General features: G+C 63.6%; 23 protein-coding genes and 1 tRNA gene. 9 read left to right on the top strand and 15 right to left on the bottom strand.

Going from position 1 to position 20543, the window contains the following annotated elements:
* Nucleotides 1-2: 2 nt before the first annotated feature.
* The gene (locus tag NKH98_RS08075) at nt 3-812 is read right to left on the bottom strand and encodes an AraC family transcriptional regulator (RefSeq protein WP_352897583.1); all 810 of its coding nucleotides are present in this window, start codon (nt 810-812) and stop codon (nt 3-5) included.
* Between the two features lie 291 nt (nt 813-1103).
* On the opposite strand from NKH98_RS08075, the gene NKH98_RS08070 reads away from it, so the two are divergent.
* The 5 genes from NKH98_RS08070 to NKH98_RS08050 all read left to right on the top strand — a co-directional run bounded on the left by NKH98_RS08070 (nt 1104) and on the right by NKH98_RS08050 (nt 4276).
* A complete protein-coding gene (locus NKH98_RS08070) occupies nt 1104-2024 on the top strand; it encodes a zinc-binding dehydrogenase (protein WP_352897581.1) in 921 nt (306 codons plus the stop codon).
* A gap of 162 nt (nt 2025-2186) precedes the next feature.
* Nucleotides 2187-2263: transfer RNA gene (locus NKH98_RS08065), tRNA-Arg, on the top strand.
* Nucleotides 2264-2521: 258 nt separating this feature from the next.
* Nucleotides 2522-3511, top strand: coding sequence for a DUF2332 domain-containing protein (locus NKH98_RS08060; protein WP_352897579.1), 990 nt, complete (start codon nt 2522-2524; stop codon nt 3509-3511).
* Nucleotides 3512-3799: 288 nt separating this feature from the next.
* Complete coding sequence (locus tag NKH98_RS08055) at nt 3800-4009, top strand: hypothetical protein (RefSeq protein WP_352800915.1); 210 nt, start codon at nt 3800-3802, stop codon at nt 4007-4009.
* 33 nt (nt 4010-4042) lie between these two features.
* Nucleotides 4043-4276 carry a hypothetical protein gene (locus NKH98_RS08050; RefSeq protein WP_352897577.1) on the top strand — a complete coding sequence of 78 codons (234 nt, stop codon included), beginning with the start codon at nt 4043-4045 and terminating at the stop codon, nt 4274-4276.
* A gap of 109 nt (nt 4277-4385) precedes the next feature.
* Here the strand turns inward: NKH98_RS08050 and NKH98_RS08045 are convergent, their stop codons facing one another.
* Both NKH98_RS08045 and NKH98_RS08040 read right to left on the bottom strand, forming a co-directional pair.
* Nucleotides 4386-4694, bottom strand: coding sequence for a hypothetical protein (locus NKH98_RS08045; protein WP_352897713.1), 309 nt, complete (start codon nt 4692-4694; stop codon nt 4386-4388).
* 74 nt (nt 4695-4768) lie between these two features.
* Nucleotides 4769-5287, bottom strand: a complete 519-nt coding sequence (locus NKH98_RS08040) for a metallophosphoesterase (RefSeq protein WP_352897575.1) — start codon at nt 5285-5287, stop codon at nt 4769-4771.
* Between the two features lie 236 nt (nt 5288-5523).
* Here NKH98_RS08040 and NKH98_RS08035 point away from each other — a divergent pair, with 236 nt between their 5' ends.
* Nucleotides 5524-5853, top strand: coding sequence for a hypothetical protein (locus NKH98_RS08035; RefSeq protein ID WP_352897573.1), 330 nt, complete (start codon nt 5524-5526; stop codon nt 5851-5853).
* Between the two features lie 94 nt (nt 5854-5947).
* Entirely contained in the window at nt 5948-6496 is a 549-nt protein-coding gene (locus NKH98_RS08030) for a DNA-3-methyladenine glycosylase (RefSeq protein ID WP_352897571.1), read from the top strand.
* Between the two features lie 32 nt (nt 6497-6528).
* On the opposite strand, the gene NKH98_RS08025 is transcribed toward NKH98_RS08030, so the two are convergent.
* Complete coding sequence (locus NKH98_RS08025) at nt 6529-6795, bottom strand: DUF3606 domain-containing protein (RefSeq protein WP_352476970.1); 267 nt, start codon at nt 6793-6795, stop codon at nt 6529-6531.
* 169 nt (nt 6796-6964) lie between these two features.
* On the opposite strand from NKH98_RS08025, the gene NKH98_RS08020 reads away from it, so the two are divergent.
* Both NKH98_RS08020 and NKH98_RS08015 read left to right on the top strand, forming a co-directional pair.
* Entirely contained in the window at nt 6965-7459 is a 495-nt protein-coding gene (locus NKH98_RS08020; RefSeq protein WP_352897569.1) for an EF-hand domain-containing protein, read from the top strand.
* Between the two features lie 171 nt (nt 7460-7630).
* Nucleotides 7631-7972 (top strand): antibiotic biosynthesis monooxygenase family protein, encoded by a 342-nt coding sequence (locus NKH98_RS08015; RefSeq protein WP_352897567.1) that lies wholly within the window; start codon nt 7631-7633, stop codon nt 7970-7972.
* Between the two features lie 20 nt (nt 7973-7992).
* On the opposite strand, the gene NKH98_RS08010 is transcribed toward NKH98_RS08015, so the two are convergent.
* The 11 genes from NKH98_RS08010 to NKH98_RS07960 all read right to left on the bottom strand — a co-directional run bounded on the left by NKH98_RS08010 (nt 7993) and on the right by NKH98_RS07960 (nt 20132).
* Nucleotides 7993-8826 carry an SMP-30/gluconolactonase/LRE family protein gene (locus NKH98_RS08010; RefSeq protein WP_352897565.1) on the bottom strand — a complete coding sequence of 278 codons (834 nt, stop codon included), beginning with the start codon at nt 8824-8826 and terminating at the stop codon, nt 7993-7995.
* Nucleotides 8827-8840: 14 nt separating this feature from the next.
* Nucleotides 8841-10616: a CoA-transferase gene (locus tag NKH98_RS08005; protein ID WP_352897564.1), complete on the bottom strand. Its 1776-nt coding sequence runs from the start codon at nt 10614-10616 to the stop codon at nt 8841-8843.
* Nucleotides 10613-11398: an enoyl-CoA hydratase/isomerase family protein gene (locus NKH98_RS08000; RefSeq protein ID WP_352897563.1), complete on the bottom strand. Its 786-nt coding sequence runs from the start codon at nt 11396-11398 to the stop codon at nt 10613-10615. The genes NKH98_RS08005 and NKH98_RS08000 overlap by 4 nt, the downstream gene beginning before the upstream one ends.
* A gap of 2 nt (nt 11399-11400) precedes the next feature.
* Nucleotides 11401-12606, bottom strand: coding sequence for a CaiB/BaiF CoA transferase family protein (locus NKH98_RS07995; protein ID WP_352897562.1), 1206 nt, complete (start codon nt 12604-12606; stop codon nt 11401-11403).
* 17 nt (nt 12607-12623) lie between these two features.
* On the bottom strand, nt 12624-13409 hold the full coding sequence (locus NKH98_RS07990) for an SDR family NAD(P)-dependent oxidoreductase (protein ID WP_352897560.1): 786 nt from the start codon (nt 13407-13409) through the stop codon (nt 12624-12626).
* Nucleotide 13410: 1 nt separating this feature from the next.
* The gene (locus tag NKH98_RS07985; RefSeq protein ID WP_352897559.1) at nt 13411-14406 is read right to left on the bottom strand and encodes an ABC transporter permease; all 996 of its coding nucleotides are present in this window, start codon (nt 14404-14406) and stop codon (nt 13411-13413) included.
* A gap of 30 nt (nt 14407-14436) precedes the next feature.
* Nucleotides 14437-15969: a sugar ABC transporter ATP-binding protein gene (locus NKH98_RS07980; RefSeq protein WP_352897557.1), complete on the bottom strand. Its 1533-nt coding sequence runs from the start codon at nt 15967-15969 to the stop codon at nt 14437-14439.
* Nucleotides 15959-16942 carry an ABC transporter permease gene (locus tag NKH98_RS07975; protein WP_352897556.1) on the bottom strand — a complete coding sequence of 328 codons (984 nt, stop codon included), beginning with the start codon at nt 16940-16942 and terminating at the stop codon, nt 15959-15961. Before NKH98_RS07975 ends, NKH98_RS07980 begins: the two co-directional genes overlap by 11 nt.
* 141 nt (nt 16943-17083) lie before the next feature.
* Nucleotides 17084-18115, bottom strand: coding sequence for a sugar ABC transporter substrate-binding protein (locus NKH98_RS07970; protein ID WP_352897555.1), 1032 nt, complete (start codon nt 18113-18115; stop codon nt 17084-17086).
* A 23-nt stretch (nt 18116-18138) separates the two neighbouring features.
* Nucleotides 18139-18990: an IclR family transcriptional regulator gene (locus NKH98_RS07965; RefSeq protein ID WP_352897553.1), complete on the bottom strand. Its 852-nt coding sequence runs from the start codon at nt 18988-18990 to the stop codon at nt 18139-18141.
* The gene (locus NKH98_RS07960; protein WP_352897552.1) at nt 18990-20132 is read right to left on the bottom strand and encodes an extracellular solute-binding protein; all 1143 of its coding nucleotides are present in this window, start codon (nt 20130-20132) and stop codon (nt 18990-18992) included. Before NKH98_RS07960 ends, NKH98_RS07965 begins: the two co-directional genes overlap by 1 nt.
* Between the last annotated feature and the right edge of the window lie 411 nt (nt 20133-20543).

Below are 20543 nucleotides of genomic sequence, written 5' to 3'. Positions count from 1 at the left end.
CATCAGGCGACAAACGCAGAGCCGCCGTTTTGCGCGACACTGCTGAGATACTTTGCCGGCGGCTTGCCAAGCGCTTTCTTGAACATGGTGATGAAGGCGGTGACCGATTCATAGCCGAGATCGGCCGAAACCTGCTGCACGCTGGCGCCGGAGGCCAGCGCGCGCATCGCGACGATCAGGTGCAATTGCTGGCGCCAGCGCCCGAAGGTCAGCCCTGTCTCCTTGACCACGAGACGTGCGAGACTGCTCTCGCTGAGCGCGACGCGATTGGCCCATTCCGCCAGGGTGCTGCGGTCGGCAGCATCTTCCGCCAGCGCCGCGGCGATGCGCCTCAAGCGCGGCTCGGACGAGATCGGCAAATGTAGCTGCTGGACAGGCATGCGCGGCAGTTCGGATAGCAGTACCCTGGTCAGGAGCTCGCCCCTCCTATCATCGTCCTCACCGCGATCCGCCAGCTCGATGATGAGCTCGCGCAGCAACGCCGAGATCGAAAGCGTGCAGCACCGGTCCGGCAGGTCGGTGGCTCCAGGCTCGATATAGACGAAAAAAATCCGGGCATTGGCGGTCGCGACGTTGCTGTGCTGCATGCCACCCGGAATCCACACCGCGCAATGAGGCGGCACCATCCACAGCCCGCTGGGGACGCGACATGTGACGCCACCGCCGAGCGCGAAGACGAGTTGCCCTTTGCGGTGGTGGTGGTCCGGTACCTCCGCCCTGGTCTCGGGAACGTCGACGCGCACGGCAATTGCCGGTGCAAGGACGTCATCGGGATCGAAATTCGGCCAGGGGTAGCGAAGCGGCTGTCTCATTTTGACTGATTTTAGCGATCATGTGACATGATAGCTAAATTATTCCATCGGCAAAGTCGATAGGCTCCGACCCGGAATGAGTCAGGAGCCTGCAAAAGCGATGAGAAAGATTGTTCGGACGCGCGGCGGTCGTACTGAAAGACCGGGCGGTGGATCGCATCGTCAGCGGCCATCGGAGACGGCGACGGCTTGGCCTGTTCGGCCCGCTGCATCGACGTGCGGCTGGGCTCCGAGACCCTCCGTCCCGCGCCTGTCCCGCCAAGCCGGGCACGTCCGAGGAGCCATGACGCCATGCTGGCTTTAATCACCTCTCTCGACAGCGCCACAGGGTTGAAGCTCGCCGAGCTTGACGAACCCGAGCCCGCCCCGCACGAGGCGCTGGTCTCGGTCCGGGCTGTCTCGCTGAACCGCGGCGAACTGCGCCTGCTCAACATCCGCCCGAACGGCTGGGTGCCTGGCCAGGACGTCGCCGGAATTGTCGAGCGCGCCGCGGCCGATGGCTCCGGGCCGGCCGTCGGCGCCCGCGTTGCGGCTCTGGTCGACCAGGCGGGGTGGGCCGAAAATGTTGCCGTTCCAACCGACCACCTTGCCATCCTGCCGGACGACGTCAGCTTCGTTGCCGCCGCCACTGTTCCGGTCGCAGGCACGACCGCGCTGCGGACCCTGCGCCTTGGCGGCGAGCTGGCCGGCCAGCGGGTCCTGATTACCGGCGCAAGCGGCGCGGTCGGCCGTTTCCAGGTCCAGCTCGCCAGCCGGCAGGGCGCGTCGGTGACGGCGGTCGCCGCCTCCCGGCATGCCGCGGATCTCCGCAACCTCGGAGCCGAGCGGGTCGTCGAAACGATCGAGCTGGCCGAAGGACTGTTCTCGCTGATTACTGAATCGGTCGGCGGCGATAGCCTCGCCCACGCGATCGAACGGGTGGCGCCTGGCGGGACCGTCGTCATGTTCGGCTCGAGCAGCGGCGAACTCACGCCCATCGGCTTCCGCCAGTTCGTGCCGGGTCATGAGGGCGCGCGGCTTCAGACCTTCGCCTACTACACGTCCGGTCCGGAGGTCGGCGCCGACATCGCCTCGCTGCTCGCGCTGATCGCAGCCGGCCGGCTCGAAACGCGCGTGGTCCTGACCGTGCCGTGGCGGGACGTCGGCCGGGCCCTCGACGCGCTGCGGCAGCGCAGCATCAGCGGCAAGGCGGTGCTTACCGTGACCGCATGAGCAGCCGCGGCCGCCGGACGGGACAGGTATCTATCCCATCGGCCGCTACGGCAACGTGAGTCCGTCCGCGATTGCCCGTTGAAGCCCGGCCCGGCTTCCGCTAAGAAGCCGGGGCTGGCCGGTTTACCGGCTGGTTCGTTTTCCGGATCGCCGATCCTGAAAGCACCCGTAGCTCAGCTGGATAGAGCGCTGCCCTCCGAAGGCAGAGGTCACAGGTTCGAATCCTGTCGGGTGCGCCAAATCTCAAGGGTACGGCCCGGAGACATGGGTAATGGTTTATACCGGAGACATGGTGGACTGCACCCCTTGGATGAGCCACTAATTACGGACAGTTCCCTAGATTTTGGATTGCGTACAACCTCCTAGCGCAACGGTTAAGTAGGCGACCGCGGGAAGTCCGCGGAGGGTCAAGCTTGTGCAAAAACGCCGGGCCTGGCTCCAATAAGATCCGTGGATCGTGTACTGTGATGAGACGCTAGGACCGAGGATCAGCGGATATGGACGAGGAGGGCTTGGCCGAGATCTCAGCCCGATATATTCGCTTCGCCGATACCGAAGCTCGCGGTCGCTCGCCGCTCTACGAGGAGTTGGCTCGGGCAGTCGCTGGGGATCGGGAGGCGCTCGGTTTCCTGTCGACCCTTCCGGACCTAAAGCGGCAACCGAACCTTCTACTTGCAGCGGTGCGTCACCTGTTCGGCACGCCGACAGGATGGACCGAGTTTCGCCAGGCGCTTCAGGCTAATCCCGACGCTATCCGCTCGCTCATGCTCGAGCGCTCAACGCAAACCAACGAGCCGGGAAGATGCGCCACCCTGCTCCCCGTCCTGGCGCGGTTGCCGCAGCCGCTGGCGCTCATCGAGGTCGGGACATCCGCAGGGCTCTGCCTCATGCCGGACCTCTACGGCTATGACTATGGACGCACGGTGATCCGCGCACCCGCGATGGCCTTGGAGCAGCCTGTCTTCCGATGCTTCGCCAGCGAAACAACGCCATTGCCGACGGCCTTGCCGCAAGTCGTCTGGCGGGCGGGATTGGACCTGAGCCCGATAGATGCTTCGGACGACTCGCAAGTCGCATGGCTTGAGACACTGGTCTGGCCGGAACAGACAGCACGGCTCGCCAATCTGCGGGCGGCCCTGAAGATCGCTGCCACAGTCAAGCCTCGGGTGGTGAAGGGCGACCTGCGCGGGAGCGACCTCGTGCAACTCTGCAACGAAGCGCCAAACGACGCTACACTCGTCATCTTTCACACAGCCGTCCTCGACTATGTCTCCGACCCTGGTGACAGAGAAGCTTTCGCCGAGCAGGCGATGCGTCTCTCGCCTTATTGGGTATCGAACGAGTTCCCTCGCGTCTTCCCGTCCATCGCAACACGCGCCGGAACAAGCTGGCCGCCCGGCCGCTTCCTCCTGTCTGCGAACGGCTTCCCTGTAGCTTGGACTGACCCGCATGGCGCCTCGCTCGAATGGATCGCGGACGCGGCGTAGGATATAGGTGGTGGATTACCGTCCTTGGCCAGAGGCGCCATCAGTTCTCAGCTTTATTTAGGCTCGTTTCGACTGCTCGCGTCTCGAATTCATTGGAAGCGACCTCTCCGACCTGCCCTGTGGCCGCCTCTACCGGACGGCTGAGAACGAGAACGGCGCGCTGAGGCCTACGAAGACCGCTGCAAGTCGGGAACCACAGCTATCGACAAGCCGTTTACGCTGCAAACCCGCCTGGCGATCCTCAGAGGCCGGGCCGAGTTCTCCGAGATCACAAATTGGAGATTGATCATGACAAGCGCTGCCGACGGCGATCCGCGCCACCACACGCAGAAGATGCAGAAGAAATTGGAGGAGGTGAAACAGCACCTTCGCGAGGACATCGAGAAGGTCGATGAGCCGCAGCTGAAGGCGATGTTCGAGACGTCCGCCGAGGTGATCGGCGGTCTCCAGAAAGCGTTCCAGGACTATGAACAAAAGAATGAACCCGCTTGGCGTTGAACGACTTCTTCGTGACCCCGAAGGGAGCGCCCCGTGCCCGCACCGCCCGAAATGGATGTCATTCTCGAAAAGCTGCCGTTGAGGATCGGCGCCTACATACCGGACGACCTGCTGGAGGACTGGTTTGCGCCGGGAACGGGCATGAACCCGGTCAGCAAGGAGGCGCTTGCCGCGGCGAAGAACTACGGTTGGCGCTTCGAATGCGAGTTCAAGCACTACCCCGAACGCAAGGAAGGCGTGTTCTGGAAGTGGGTGCCGGCGATCTGACCGGTGCTGGACGGTTCATCGTTTCACGGAAACGCAGAACCGGTCTATCTTTTTTGACGCAATTCCGGACGGAAAACCGTTTCACACTTTTCCTGGAATTGCTCTAGCCTCAGCCTATCGGCGTCGTCACCTTGCCGGTTCCGCCGCATTCGGGGCAGGTCCGGCCGTCAATCATGCCTGACCCTGCACAGCGGCGGCAAATGTTCTCGCCAGCGCCGGGAACGCCTGCCGGAACCTCGTCCGTGTTAGTTTGAGCGGCTTGCCGGGGCTTGCCCTGCAGCTTGTTTCTCAACCGGGCGACCCAGCCTTCGTCGACCTCGAGCGGCCTGCTGCTATCGTCCGGCAGGCCTTCGCCGGATTGGCCAATGGTTTCATTGCGCGGCCGGTCATTCATGCCTGTCGTGATCTTCTGAGCCATTGCCGTTGCCTTTACGCCTTGCAATTTTTCGAACGCCTCAGCTCCGCAGAGGTTCCGGTTGCGGTCAGCCGCCTTCAGCCGGGTTTTGCCCGCGCCGGCCGGCGGCCGCGGCTGGCGAGGATGGTGGGAAGCGTGACCGGACGAAAATCCCAGCTGTCGACACCGACGTCATACTGGCGTGTGACCGGGGTGAGCCGGCCGTGCGAATGGCCATGCAGGTCGATCGACCTCCTGCCGATCTGGGTCCAGGTGCGAAAAGGATAGTGGCAAAGGATCAGCAGGCTGCCGTCGAGCGTCAGCTCCTTGTAGTGTTGCGTGCTGGTCCAACCCGTCGCGTCAATGGTGGCCGCAGCATCGTTGTTGCCGATGATCAAGTGCTTGCTGCCATGAAGAGACGACAGCAGCGACGACACGAAGGACGCCGAGCCCTTGGCAAAATCGCCGAGGTGCCAGACCTCGTCGTCCGGCCCGACAGTCTCGTTCCAGAACGCAATGAGCGCCCGATCATGCTCCGCCAGCGAGCCGAACGGGCGGCGGTCGATGCGCAAAATGCGCGGGTCGCTGAAATGCGTGTCGGCGGTGAAGTAGATCATGCGCGCTCGCTGGGGCCCGTTGTCGAACTGCCGCGCATGTAGGCGCGTGGCGCACCAAGTCCATCTTGCTCTCCCGATGCTTGCTCAACCCGCTCGATCGCCGGTTGTTCCTGGAAGCAGGCCCAGGTGGCTTCCGCTTGTTGGAACTTTAAGAAGGGGGAACTTTGAAACGGGGAACTTTGGAATGAGACGCAGGTTAGAATGCTTGAGGCCGATGCTCTGAAAGGACCTCGACGATGACCGACGCAGCACCTCTCGGGCGAAGCCCGGCTCAAGCGCGGGGCGATATCGAGGCCGGGCGCGAAGGGGATAAGACACCGGGGATCGATCCGGCTGCGGCTCCCATGGAAACGGACGCGGAATCGGCCGGTAGCGTTCCGCCGAAGAGCCCTGCCGCGCGCCATGAAACGCCGAAATTTACCAACCAGGCGAGCTATGCCAATGCGATGCGTCCGCTGAAGGATGAGCCAGACGTCCGGCCGCGCCGATATGGGCCGGTGCTGGTGATTGCCGCCATCGTCGTGCTGGCCGCGGCGGTTTTCATCGGCGCAGCCATGCTGCGTTGAATATCGCAGATCCGAGAGCAGTGGCTGGACATTTTGCTTCCGGTCCGAGAATTTGTTGTCGCGCCAGGCCCAGGCGCGATCAGTCCGGTGCACAGTGACTACTACCCATAAATTCTTTGCCCGTGACGCCACCATCGTGGCGCGCGACATGATTGGCGCCTCGCTGCTTTTGCACGGCGTTGGCGGCATCATCGTCGAGACCGAGGCCTATCGCCCGGATGACCCGGCTTCGCATGCTTTTGGTGGCAGGACGGTGCGCAATGGCGCAATGTTCGGCACCCCAGGCAGCGCGTATGTCTATCGCTCCTATGGCCTGCACTGGTGCCTCAATGCCGTGTGCCTGCCCGGCAGTGCCGTGCTCATCCGCGCAATCGAACCGCAATCCGGGCTGGAGGTGATGCGGACCAATCGCGGCGTTGACGACCCCCGGCTGCTTTGTTCGGGACCCGGTCGCCTTTGCCAGGCGCTGGCAATCGACAAATCCCATGACGGGCTGCCGCTGGACGTGCCGCCATTCGAATTCAGGCGGCCGGGCGATGCCAGCGCCATTCTTACAGGCCGCCGGATCGGCATTTCCAAGGCTGTCGATGCCGAGTGGCGGTTCGGCCTGCGCGGCTCGGATTATCTGAGCCGCAAATTCTGACGCCTGCGGCAGCGGCAGAGCAGCTGCTGGCATCACTCGTCGGGTTTGCCGAGATGCATGGGTGTCGCCTGCTGGCGGGCTTCCCTGGTCACCTCGTCGGCTCCGGCAGGTGAAATCCCTCGCAACGCCTTCGCGGCTTCGACCAGGCGGCCGCGATCATTGCCGAAGCTCTTGATCAGCTGACGGACCTGGTCGGCGGTGATGCCGTTCTGCTGGGCAAAATACTCGACTTCACGGTCGTCTTCCGCCGAAACGCGATCGCGGTCGCGGAAATCCCGCTTGCTCTTATCGTCGGCCATTTTTTCCTCCTGGTGGAGCTTCGCATCAACGGCAACGTGGGCAAGCGGCTTTCGTTGCCGCGACCAGGCGGACTTTTGCGCCGTCGAGCCGACTGACCAGGAACCATGAGGCGAGCAGCCGGTTTGGCTTGGATGCAGCAGCCACCAATTCATACCGATGGAGATTACGATGACGCTCGCAAGCAAAACCACTGTAGTTGCCGCGGCGCTGGCTATGTTGGCCGCGCCGGCATTCGGCCAGACGAGCCCGCCCGCGCCCGCAGCTCCGGCGCCCGGAATGAGCGGGCAGAGCCAGGATGCCATGCGCGAAATGATGCGCCAGATGATGACCGAGATGCTGGAGGAGAGAATGCAAGAGGATCGCGCGCCCCGGGCGGAACGGCGCGGTCGCGACCGCTGGCATCACGACTACAGGATGGGCCCGCCTGACCGAGATTGGGAGACGGGAGGCCGCGGTGGCATGGGACGCGGGATGCACGGCGCGAGGATGCGAATGATGTTCGCCATAGTAGATGCCGACGGCGATGGCGCGCTTTCCCAGAGCGAAGTCCAGGATTTCGTCGGGCGGATATTCAACGCCGTCGATGAGGACGGTGACGGCAGCGTCGACATGCAGGAAATCCGGTCCTTCTTTCACGGAGGCGGCGCGGAGGATCAGGAGTAAGTCCCTAGCGGTCGGCGAGGAAGCCCTGTCTGGGCAGCGCCACCTACGTCGGCCGGGAAGATGAAAACCGCCGCTGGCAACGGGATACCAGGCTGTCAGCCGGGGAGATCCGTTCCTTGGCTGGCATTCGAACGCCGGCGGACCAATCAGACCAGCAGGGATTCGTTGGCCATGACAGAGAAAATTACGGAGAAAACTCCGACCATCGCCCGTATCTGGCGCGGCAGAACAATGCCTGAAAAGGCGGATGCCTACGAGAGTTACAATTACGAAGCCGGCATCAAGCCGCTGATCGAGAAGGCACTTGGCGTGCAGACCTTTCGCGAGGACACGCCGAGCCATTCGGAATTCGTGACGATCTCCTATTGGGAAAACGTCGAGGCGATGGCGGCATTCACCGGTGGCGATCCGACAAAAATCCATCATCTGGAGCGGGACGAAGAGTTCCTGATCGAGCTGCCGTCGCGGGTGCAGGTGCTGCGCATCCGCACCAGTCACGGCCGGCTGGCATAGGGCGCCGCCGCTGCCCAGATCTATGGAATCGCCGTCAAGTCGATTTCGGTAATGTGCCAGCGGCCGAGATTTGCGGTGTAGAGCTTGTCGCCCTTGAAGGCGATGTTGGTGGGATGGGCGAGCGTGGTTGCCGCCGGATCCTCGATCAGCACCTCGAGCCCGCTATTCTGTCGCCAGCGATAGATGCGGCTCGGCTCGTAGCACGAGATGAACAGCGAACCGCCCGGGGCCACGGCGACGCCATCGGGGACGTTGTTCACGCCGTCCACGACGAGCTGGCGAGGTCCTGCCGTGCCGTCGGCACGGATCGGCACATAGCTGACGCAGGCTGCATGGCTTTCCACGACGTAAAGCCCATTGCCATCCGGCGCCAATGCCATGCCGTTGGCGAAGGCCATGGCCTCGCGGCACCACAGGCCGCCTTCGCCGGTCTTCAGATCATAGCGGAAGATACCGGAGCGGTTGTCTTCGCCGAGGCTATCGGAGACATAGAGCCAGCCGCGCGCCTCGTCGACGATCGGATAGTTCGGCACGCGGATGCCGGCCGAAGCGAAGCGTTGCATCTCGGCCACCGCGGCATCCCAGCGAAAGACCGCCGCATGTCTGAGATCGCAAGCAAAGCAGTTGCCTGTGCTATCGAAGGCGATGCCAAGCAGAAAGCCTTCCGTGCCACCCATACGTTCGACCGAGCTGCCATCGGCGGCCAGCCGCAACAGGTCGCCGGTTTCGGTGCCGCACCAGATCGAGCCGTCGCGATGGATGGCCACGCCTTCAGGATGCGCGACGCGCGGGTTGGTGAAGATGCCGTCGAAGAAGACCTTCGCCGCTGACATTTCGAGCAACGGCTTTGCCATGCGCCGCCCCCTCTTCAGCCTGTTTCGGTATGCGATTGCTGCGCGGCAATACAGCGCTCGACCATCAGCCGGTCGGCCGCGAGTATCTCGGCGATCAGCGCGCCGCGCTCCTTGGCGCTGACGAATTCCAGTCGCCGCAGGCCGAGCGGGTCGATCCGGTTTCGCAGGACATCGAGCGTTTCGCTCGCGGGCAGCGGAACGTTGCGGCAATCGGCAGCGAATATCAGAGCAAATCCGGTGGCATCCTGGATCTGCTGCCGCGTCACGCCCGGCATGGTCTCGATGACGGCCAGTTGCCGGCTCTCCCGGTCGAGCCGAAACACGCAAAGGTCGGTGAACACTAGCGCCGCCCCGGTCCGATAGCCCATCGGCTCGCGTTCGGCCTGCGTCAACAGTCCGCGCGCCGAGCTGGCGATCTCGACCGCATCGACCAGCGACTGCACGGAATGGCGGGGGACGTAGAGCAGATAATCGCGGTGCATGTTGGCGACATCGGCCATGCCGCCTTGCCCGGGCAGCCGGATGGCGCTGCCATCGCGTTTGCGCAGCGCAATGGTGTTGACGCGGCCGCGTCGATCGACCTGCGCGGCACCGACGATCTCATGCGTCACTGCGCCGGCCTGATAGTAGGTCGAATAGGTGTCGTCGCCGCCGGCATGCGCCACCGCCGTTTCGCAATCGAGGCTTTCGATCAGCGACAGGATCATCGGGCTCGGCGCGATGTCGAGATGGCCGCAACTCATGGTGGCGATGATCATGTCCGGCGCGTGCGTCGCTTTGGCCAGCCGATAGGCGACATTGGCCAGCGGCGACACCGCGCCGGCACTGGCAAAGCTCGCATTGTCGAGTTCGGCGGCGATGCGGGCGGCGATGATCTCGTCGATGGACGCCTGCTTTTCGCGGTGCACGAGCCCGGGCATGGCGAGGACTGTCTCAGCCCGGACTTTTGCAGCATCTTGAACCCGCTCCGGCACGCCTTCCGAAGGCATGCTCAGGCTCTCCGACAAAGGTATTTCCTTTGCCGCGAACGCCCCCGCCAACGCTTGATAATCCGTCACATAGAAAGGCAGGCAGGAGGCGGGATAGGCGCCGCCCGGCTCCAGCGCTATGGCCGACACCTGATTGCGGGTCAAAATGCTCTGCCGGCCGTCATGCCGCAGCGCCCCGACCGGGACAATTTCCTCAACCGTGACCAGCACCTGGCGCGCCGCTCCGGCCATGGCGAAGTCCAGCGCCCGCGGCCCGATGATCTGGACATTGCCGCTCTCGTCGGCGCGCTGGGCATGGACGACGAACGTGTCGAGCCGCAAGGCCGGGATGAACCCGATCGTGATTCCCGCGATCGGATCGGGCGCGGCGATCGCGCCCGGCATGCGCGCCAGCATGTCCGAGCCCTCGGGAAGCTGAAACAGCATCGACGGCAGGTTCTGCTGCGCCGCCCGCAGCGCCTGGATCATGGCCAGCGCCGTCCAGTCGCGGACCGGGACGGCATTGGTCTCGGCGGCCGCGCGGAAGCGCGGCGGCAAGCCAAAAATGTCGAGACTGGAAAAGCAGATGTCGATCTCCGCCACGGCATTCGCTTCGAGGAGCAGTTCGAGCGGCAGGCCGCCGGCCCAGCAGACATAGCGAAGGCCCTTGACGCCCGAGCGGGCGATGGCGCGCAGCAGGGCGATCGGCAGCCGGGCAAAATGATGCCCGCCGACGCCGAAGACATCGCCGCCGCCGACCATCGCGGCCAGGCCCTCGACATCGGTGAAGCGCGGCCGGTTCGGCTTGACCAGGGATGTCATTGCCCAGCCTTCGCCCGCGCGGCACTTTTTTTGGCGAACGCCTTCACCCGATGCTGGCCGGTCTCGCTACGATAAAGCCCGCCCAGTACGTCGCGCTCCATGGCAAGGCCTCCCGCCAAGTCGCCCGACACGGCGTGCGCTGTCAGCGCCTTCAATGCCTCGATCGCGGCAGCCGGTTCGGCGGCTATCATGCCGGCGAGTTCCAGCGCCCGCGGCATCAGCCTTTCGGCGTCGACGACCTCGTTGACCAGCCCGGCGGCGACGAGCTCGGAAGCCGGCACGATGGCGCCGGTCATCAGCAAAAGGTTGGCGCGGTTGCGGCCGAGCTTTTGGACACTGCGCTGCGTGCCGCCGCCGCCGGGGACCAGCCCGAGCTTGATCTCGGGCAGGCCGAGCTTCGCGAACTGGTTGGCGATGACGATGTCGCAACACAGCACCAGCTCCATGCCGCCGCCGAGCGCAAAACCATTGACCGCGGCGATGACCGGCTTGCGGTTCTGCTCGATCGCCGCATACATGCGCGTGCCGGCGGCCTGGAAGACGTCGAACTCGGCAGCTGTCTGGGCGGCGTATTCCTTGATGTCGGCGCCGGCCATGAAGCCGCGCCCCTCGCCGGTCACCACGATCGCGCCGATCCCGTCATCCCTTGACAGCGCCTCGAAAACATCGGTGATCTCGCTTTGCATCAGCCGGTTCATGGCGTTGAGCTGATCGGCGCGCCGGAAGGTGACGACCGCGACGCGCCCGGATATCTCCAAGCTGAGTGTCTGGTAAACGCTCATCGTCAGACAGCATCCACGGTCATGTCGCCGGACGCCTCAAGTGCTGCAATCTCGCCGCTGGAGAGGCCGAACTCGGCCAGTATCTCGCGGCCATGCTGGCCGACCAGCGGCGCCGGCCGCTCTATGGTAGGCGGCGTCTCGCTCATCTTGACCGCCGGTGCGACCACCCTGACCCTGCCGCCGCGCGGATGATCGTAGCTGGTGATCATGCCCAGGTGCTTGACCTGCGGGTCCTCGGCTGCGCGCCTTATGTCCTTCACCTCGGCACACCAGATGTCGGCTGCCAGCAGCCGCGCCAGCAGGTCCTGCGTGGCAAACTTCCTGGTTTCGGCGTTGACCTTGTCGAACACCTCGTCGCGCTTGTCGAACAGCGTCTTGAGATCGTCATAGACAGCAAGCTGCGGCGCCTCCAGCACTTCATACAGCGTCTTGAACGGGCTCATGGCGATCGACACATAGCCACCGTCCTTCGCTTGGTAGATGCCGAACGGTGCCTGCATGCCGGGGTGGCCGATGCCTGAATTCGGACGCACGAAATCCTCGCCGAGATTGAGCACGGCGACATATTCCTGATTGAGGTGCGCCAGCATCCCGGCCAGCAGATTGACCTCGATCTTCTGGCCCTTGCCGGTCTTCTCGCGATAGTAGAGCGCCGACAATATGCCGTAGACCATGTTCATGGCACCGATCTGGTCGGCGAGGCCGGCACCGGCCGGAACAGGAGCCTGATCGCCGCGGCCGGTGTTGGAGATCAGCCCGGACAGCCCCTGGATCAGCATGTCCTGACCGGGACGCTCGACATAGGGGCCTTCCTCGCCATAGCCGGAGCCAGAACAATAGATGATGGCGGGGTTGACCGCCTGGAAATCCTCGTAGCCATAGCCGAGCCTGGCGAGCACGCCGGGGCGGAAATTCTGCACCACCACGTCCGCCTTCTTGGCCATGTCCATGATGATGGCATGCACCTTGCGGCTTTTCAGGTTGAGCGCGATGGAGCGCTTGTTGCGGTTCCAAGCGAGGAAATTCGGGCTTTCGGAGCCGCCGACCCATTTGGCGAAGAAGGTCATGCCGCGGAACATGTCGCCGGCGCCTGAACGCTCGATCTTGATGACGTCGGCGCCCATGTCGCCGAGCAGCTGCGTGGCGAACGGCCCCTGCAGCAGATGGCTGAAATCGAGGATGCGGATGCCTTCGAGGGCCTTGTTCATTTTTGTCTCATTGGTTGTCAAAGCAGGTCGGGTACGTAGCGGGGTGCCGCGGTGAGGCCGCCGTCGACGCGCAGGTCGGTACCGGTGGTGAAGCCGGCGGCGTCGGAGGCGAGATAGACGGCGGCTTCTGCCACTTCGGACGGTTTGCCGATGCGACCGAGCGGATGCATTTTCACCCAGGCCTTGGCGAGATTGCCGCCGATCTCCTTGACCAGTTTGTCGTTCATCGGCGTGTTGATGGTTCCGGGCGAGATCGAGTTGACGCGGATGTTGAGCGGGCCGAACTCGACCGCCATCTGACGCGTCATCGCCATCACCGCACCTTTGGCGCCGGCATAGGCGGTCCAGCCGTCGAGCCCGATATGACCTTGCGCCGAGGCCATGTTGATGATCGAGCCCGATTTCTGCGCGATCATATGCGGCAGCGCATATTTGCAGCCGCGGAACACGCTGGTCAGGTTGACCGCGATCAGCCGGTGCCACTGCTCGTCGGTCATCTCATGGACCGGCATGCCGCCGATGGCGATGGCGGCATTGTTGACCAGAATGTCGAGATGACCGGTCTTGCCGATGGCGCCGTCTATCAGGGCGGCGATGTCGGCCTCCTCCGCCACGTCGCAATGGATGTAGTCGGCGCGGTGGCCGGCGGCGCGCAGCTCGGCTGCGAATTTTTCGCCCTTCTCATCATCGATGTCGCCGAGGAAGACGTGCGCGCCCTCACGCGCCATTGCCTCGCTGATCGCATGGCCGATGCCTTCGGCGGCGCCGGTGACGATTGCGGTTTTCCCTTTGAGACGATCCATGTCAGACTCCAATGGCGCGCCGGCGCTTCGCTTCGTCGAAAGCGACGGCGGCAATGATGATCATGCCGGTGATGACCAATTGCCATTCGGTCGGCAGGCCGAGACCGCGCAGCCCGTTGGACAGGAACTGCAGGATCAGCACGCCGAGCGCCATGCCGGTCAGGCTGCCGATGCCGCCGGCAAGGCTCACCCCGCCGAGCACGGTGGCGGCGACGACCTGGAACTCGAAATTCAGCCCGGCCGTATGCTGCGCCGAGCCGACGCGGGCGGCCAGGATAATGCCGGCTACCGTTGCCAGCAGCGCGCTGATGATGAAGCAGATGAATTTGACGCGGCGCACGTCATAGCCGGCCAGCCGTGCCACTTCGGGATTGCCGCCGACGGCATAGATCTGCCGCCCGAACGGCCTGTGCTGCATCACGTAGGCGAAGACGGCGAGCAGAACGATGGCAATGACAGCCGAATAGGGAACGACGTTGAACAGGCGACCGTCCGACAGCACGATGAAGCTGTCGAGCGCGGCATCGTCGGGAATGGCGCGCTGGCCGGTGTAGAGGTAGACACCGCCGCGCATGATGAACATCGTGCCCAGGGTCACGATCAGCGAGTTGATGCCGGCATAGGCCGTCAGATAACCATTCACAACGCCGATGATCAGCCCGAACAGCAACGCGCCGCTGATGCCGAGCACAAGCGAGTTGGTGTCGTTCATGATGATGATCAGCGGCAGCGCGATCGTCGCCAGCAGCGAGCCGATCGAGATGTCGACCTCGCCGGAGATGAAGACGATGGCGCAGCCTATGCCGGCTGTCAGTGCTAGCGAAGCCTGACCGAGCACATTGGTGATGTTGCGCACAGAGAAGAAATTTTCGGCGGTGAAGGAAAAGAACGCGATCACCAGGATGAGGCAGAGGAGCAATGCCACTTCCTGCCGTGCGACGAGCCGCGCCAGCATGGACGGCCCAGATTTCGTGGTGTCGGTGCTTGCCAGGCTCATCACTTGGTCCCTTTGCGAAGCGTCATCGTCTTAGCCGATCGCCGCATTGAGGATATTCTCCTGCGTGGCCTCGTCGCGGGACATGATAGCGGTGAGGCGGCCTTCGCAGATCACCGCGATGCGGTCGGCAAGCCCCAGCAGCTCGGGCATTTCGGACGTCATCATGACGACCGCCAGGCCTTCGCCGGCAAGCCGGTCGATGAGCGCAAAAATCTCCGACTTGGCGCCGACGTCGATGCCGCGGGTCGGTTCGTCGACGACGATCACCTTGAGACCGCGCATCAGCCAGCGCGAGATCAGAACTTTCTGCTGATTGCCGCCCGACAGGTTCTTGACCTGCTGGAACAAGCTCGGCGTCCTGATGCGGAAGCGGTCGACATAGTCCTGCACCGCTTTGCGTTCGCTTGCCTTATCGACGAAGCCCATCCTGGCGAAGGCACCGAGCGAGGCGAGGCTGGCATTCTGGTAGACCGGCAGCTCGCCCATCAGCCCTTCGCTCTTGCGGTCTTCGGTGAGCAGGCCGATGCCGAGCCGGACGCCGGTGTGCGTGTCGTGCGGCAGCAGCGGGCTGCCATCGACCGAAATCGTGCCGGAGGTGATCGGATCGAAGCCGACAATCGCCTTGGCGAGCTCGGTCCGGCCCGCCCCCATCAAGCCGAAGAAGCCGAGGACTTCGCCGGCATGCGCTTCGAACGACACGTCCTTCAGCTTCTTCGCCGTGCTAAGTCCTTGCACGGAAAGGGCGACCTTGTTGGCTGGTGCACCGCGCTTGCGCGGGAACAGGTTTTCGATGCGCCGGCCGATCATGTCCTGGATCAGTGTATCGTTGGTGTGCTCGCCGATCGGCCTGGTCGAGACATGACGGCCGTCGCGCAGTACGGTCACGGTGTCGGCGATCTCGAAGACCTCGTCGAGCTTGTGGCTGACATAGAGCACGGCGATGCCGAGCGCGGCCAGCCGGCGAATGACGGTGAACAGCAGCGAGACCTCGTTCGGCGTCAGCGAGGAGGTCGGCTCGTCCATCACCACGACGCGTGCTTCATGGGCGAGTGCGCGGGCGATCTCGACCATCTGCTGCTGGCTGACCGGCAGCGATCCCGTGCGCGCCGCCGGGTCGACGTTGAAGCCGATACGCTTGAACAGAGCGGCCGCATCGGCACGGATCTTCTTCCAGTCGATCGACCCGCCTTTGCCGGTCGGATAGCCTTCGAGGAAGATGTTCTCGGCGACGCTGAATTCGGCGATCAGCGCGATCTCCTGGAACACCACCTTGATGCCCTCTTTCAGGCTGTCGCGCGGCGACTTGATGTCGGCCTCGCGGCCGCGCAGGCGAATGGTGCCGGCATCCTTGCCGTAGACCCCGGCCATGATCTTGATCAGCGTCGACTTGCCGGCGCCGTTCTCGCCCATCAGGGCATGGATTTTGCCGGGTTCCAGGGTCAGATCGACGTTATCCAGCGCCACCACGCCGGGAAAGCGCTTGCCGATGCCGCGCATCTCCAGCGCCGGCACGCTTTTATCGACAGCCACGGTTTCGGCGGGGTGAAGGAAATCAACCGACATTGGCTCTGTTCCGCACGATGTCGAGATAGCTCGCCAGGATGATGACGATGCCGGGCACCACCATCTGCAGATCCTGGTTCCAGCCGAGAATGATGATGCCGTTGTCGATGACCTTCAGCACCAGCACGCCAAGCAACGTGCCAAGCAGCGAGCCGCGGCCGCCAAGCAGGCTGGTGCCGCCGAGGATGACGGCGGCAATCACCGTCAGCTCGAAGCCGCGGCCGGCGGTCGGCTGGCCGGCATTCATCAGCGACGACAGGATCATGCCGGCAATGCCGACGCAAAGGCCGGTGACGACGAAAGCGAAAATTTTCAAGCGTTGCGACCGCACGCCGGAGAGACGAACCGCGCGCTCGTTGGCGCCGACAGCGTAGAGATAACGGCCGAGCGTGGTGAAGCGCAGGGTTGCCGCGGCCAGCGCGAAAATCACCGCGGCAACGACCACGGGCAGCGGGATCGCGCCGATATAGCCGGCGCCGAGATCGGTGAAACCGGCAAGTCGGTGGTGGTTCTGCACCGCCTCGCGGGTGAACAGATAGACGCCGCCCTGCAGCATCATCATGGTGCCGATGGTGGCGATCAGCGAGTTCACCTTGAGCATGGTGACGACCAGCCCGTTGAACAGACCGACCGCGCCTGAAAAGGCGAGTGCCGCCAGCAGGCCGAGCGTCAGGCTATGTGTTGAATTGAGCACGGCCATGCCGATACAGCCGACAAAAGCCAGCGATGCACCGACCGACAGGTCGACTTCCGCGGTGATGATCAGCATCGTCATGCCGGAGGCAACGATCAGCACCAGCGCGCATTGGCGCAGGATGGCGATGATGTTGGCCTCGGAATAGAATTGCGGCGCCGCAATCGAAATGGCGATGCAGAGCACGGCCAGGATCACGCCGAGCACCAGCTGGCTGCTGCCCAGCAGCTGGCCGCCGATGAAACGCCTTGGCGCAGAGGATTGCGTAAGCTCGCTCATGTCCATTTCATCTCCGGGCCCGTATCGGTGCCGTCGCCGTTTCGAAACCTGCCGGCCAAAACAGGACGGTTGCCCTGTTTTGCCGTCGGCATATCCGATCCGCTGCCCTTCCCGCCGTGTGGGAAGGGCTACCCGGAATCCTTACTTCTTCAGATCGGCGGACGTTTTCATGCATTTTTCCGGTGGCTGAAGCGCATTGACGGCATCCCATTTGATTTTGCGTATGGTGCCATCGTAGTCGTAGAACTTCTTCCAGTCGTCACCGTTCATCGGCGCGGTCGGGCTGACGATGTGTTCCGGCACCTCTTCGCCGTTGAAGAGCTTAACCGCTGCATCGATGGCGGTGTAGCCTTCCTTTTCCGGGAACATCGCGGCCTCGATCCGGTAGGACGGCTCGTTCTGCATCGCATTGATGAAGGCGAGGCCTTCGCCGCCGGTGCCGACAGTCAGCAGGCCGTCCTGCGGCTTGCCGGCCGCTTTCCAGGCCTGAAGGCCGCCGAGCGAGGAGGAATCGTTGATGCCGTAGATGATGTTGATGTCGGCGTTCTTGGCAAGAGCCGCCGAAGAGACTTCGAGTGCGCGATCGGGATTGCCGCCGCCGTCGAGGTCGTGGACCATGACCGCGTCGGGGATGATGGTCTTCAGGCCGTCCATGAAACCCTGCGACCGCAGGACGGTGGCGGACAGCAGCGGCAGGCCGACATTCATCACCTTGGCTTTGCCTTCGAGCTTTTCCTGGGCGTATTTGCCGGCTTCGACGCCGGCGGTGTAGCCGGTGTCGTAGTCGCAGATCGCGACCATTGTGGTCATGCCCTTAACCGGATTGCCTTCGAGCACGACCGGAACGTTGTTGGATTTCGCCTGGCGCAGCAGCGGCACGACGCCTTCCTCGTTGACGGGCGTGATGATCAGGACGTCGACGCCCTTGGCCATGAAATCTTCGGCGGCGGAGACCTCCTTGGCGACGTCCAGATTGGCGTCCTGCACCTCGAGCTCGATACCGAGTTCCTTGGCGCGGGCCTGCATGCCCTTGATGACGTTCTGATACCACTCATGCGTGGCGTAGTTGGTGACGTAGCCGATGCGCTTCGGCATGTTTTCGGCCTGTGCCGCGGCGGCGCTCAGAGCCAGCACGGACGCCGAGGCAAACAGCATCGATTTGGACCAGTTCATGTTTCTTCTCCCTGTATTTCTTGTCAGTTGCTGAACGGATAGTCCCGCCGTTCCGGGTCGGCACGTGAAGAGACGGCAGCTTCGCCCGCGCCCAGCGCCGCCGATATCGTCTCGGCCGCCGCCTTAGTCCGTTCAAAGACGGTGCTGCGATCGAAGCGCGCGGCCTTTTGCGGCAGGAACGGGACGGTGAGCGCGGCAATGACCGCGCCGGTATGGTCGCGCACCGGCGTCGAGATGTTGATGCAGCCCTCGACAGCCAGCGAGGCGCGCATTTCATAGCCGAGCCTTGCGACTTCGTTCAGCCGCGCTTCGATTTCCGCCCGGCTGCCTTGGCCTTCGCCTGCAGCGACGATCCGCTCCACGATGCGGTCGCGCTCGGCGCGGCTCGAATGCGCCAGCAGCACCGCGCCGGAACTCGTTTCGAGGATCGGGAAATGCGAGCCAAGGGCAACCGAATAACGCATCGGCAAAGGCGAATCGATCTGCAGCACGACCAGTGCGCTCTCGCCTTCGCGGACGACCAGATGGCAGCTCTGGTCGGCATTGGCGGCCAGGCCGCGCATCACCGGCAGCGCGCATTCGACCAGGCGGTTCACCGGGGGATGCATATGCGCCAGTTCGAACAGCTTCAGCGACAGGCGGAAGCGGTCCGATTGCGTCCGGAAAATGTAGCCGCGCTTCTCCAGCAGCAGCAGGATGCGGTAGATCTCGTGAATGGAGCGCCCCATTCCGGTGGCGATCTCGGTCTGGGTCAGCGGCTCGCCGCTGGCAGCCATGAATTCCAGTATGTCGAGCGCCTTCTCCACAGCGGGCACGCGGTAGCCGTTGCGGCCGCTTTCGCCTTCGTCGACGATCTGGGCAATATCGGTGGCCATTACGCGACGCTCCGTTGCGGCTGGCCATGCCTGGTCTCGCGATAGAGCCGGTTCAGCCGGTCCGCGAGCTCCGCCGCCGGCAATTCGCCGGTGATGGCGGCCGCGGCGTGAGGGGCGCATTGGCGGAAGAAGCTGATGAAGCCCGGATGGGTCGGGCGCAGATAGGAAGCTTCGATCGTCGCCAGCGTCGAGGCGAAGAAGCCGCCTGAGAGAGCATTGACCTCGGCATCCTGCCACGCCGCCAGCGATCCCGGCTGTCCGCCGGATTTCACGTAGTCGCCGCGCTGATAGCCGGGCGAGCACAGAAACAGCGCGTAATCGATGGCTGCCTGCTTGTGTTTCGATTGAGCGCTGACGCCGATGCCGGCGCCGCCAAGCAAGGCGCCGGCGGATCGCGGTGTCGGCACGTCGGCGAAGCGCAGATACGGCCTGTCTGCCCTGGAGGCGTAGTTCACATAGCCGAAGGCGAACGGCACGTAGACCACGTCGTCATGCGCGATCATATGATCGTAGCAGCGGATCGGGTTCCATTTCGGCGAGTTCGGGTGCGACAGCGCCGCAAGCTGGCGCAACTGCCCGACGGCCTGCTCGATTTTTTCCCCAGCAATGAACTCGTCGCCGTCTTCGCGGGGCTCACCGAGCGTCAAAAGCAGGCACATGGCGTCAGTCGGCACCAACGGCAGCCCAAGCCATTTGCCGTCCTTCAAGGCGCGCCGGCCGAGCTCCAGCACCTCATCATGGCTGTGCGGCAACGAACCGTAGCGCTCCAGTAGATCAGGGCGATACGAGGCAACCTGGCAGGCAGCATCGATTGGCAACGCCCATTGGCGCCCGTCCCTCGCGTAGGATTGCCAGGATGCGCCGACCGAATCCCGTTCGAAGCCGCGGCGCTGCTCAGCCGACAAATCGAACGGCACCATCAGCCCGCCTTCGGCAATATCGCCGATGAACGGATGATCGAACACGACAAGATCATAGGCGCCGAGCACCGGACCAAGCGCGCCCTCGCCGAACTCATAGAGGCTGCGGCGGTCCCATTCGATCTCAAGACCGGGATTGGCGGCGCAATACGGCCCGATGCTGGCCTCGAGCGGACCCCAGCAGCGTCGGTGATCCCACGCGAGGCCGCGCAGTCTTGTCATGCCGAAATTCCTCCCAGAGCCGCCCATGCGCCGGCCCAGCTGATTAGTAGCAACTATTTTCACCTACACAAGTAGTTTTTACATACGCAAAGCCGAACTCCTTCCGGTTTGGCAGAAAGCCGCCCAGCCGCCCCTGGTTCGCATCGCGTTGCTGCTCTGCGCTGCAACCAAAGGCTGCGGTGGATCTAGGTTTTTGGGAACTTTCGCGACGAACATTCGTTCGGTTGGCGCAGCCCTCCAGAGCAGCATCACTGGAACCAGCAGCCACGTCGCAGGGAGCGGACTAAATGGACCAACTATGGGCGCGGCCATGAACCGGTTTGCCGCCTTGGCATTCGCCACGTTTCTGGCGATAACTTCGATCTGGGTACTGTTTCTGGTTTCTTAGGGATTTGGTTCTGGTTTCTTAGG

The organism is Mesorhizobium sp. M0833 (genome assembly GCF_040319905.1).
In the GTDB taxonomy this organism is placed as follows: Bacteria; Pseudomonadota; Alphaproteobacteria; order Rhizobiales; family Rhizobiaceae; genus Mesorhizobium.
This window is presented reverse-complemented; position numbering and strand designations above follow the sequence as displayed.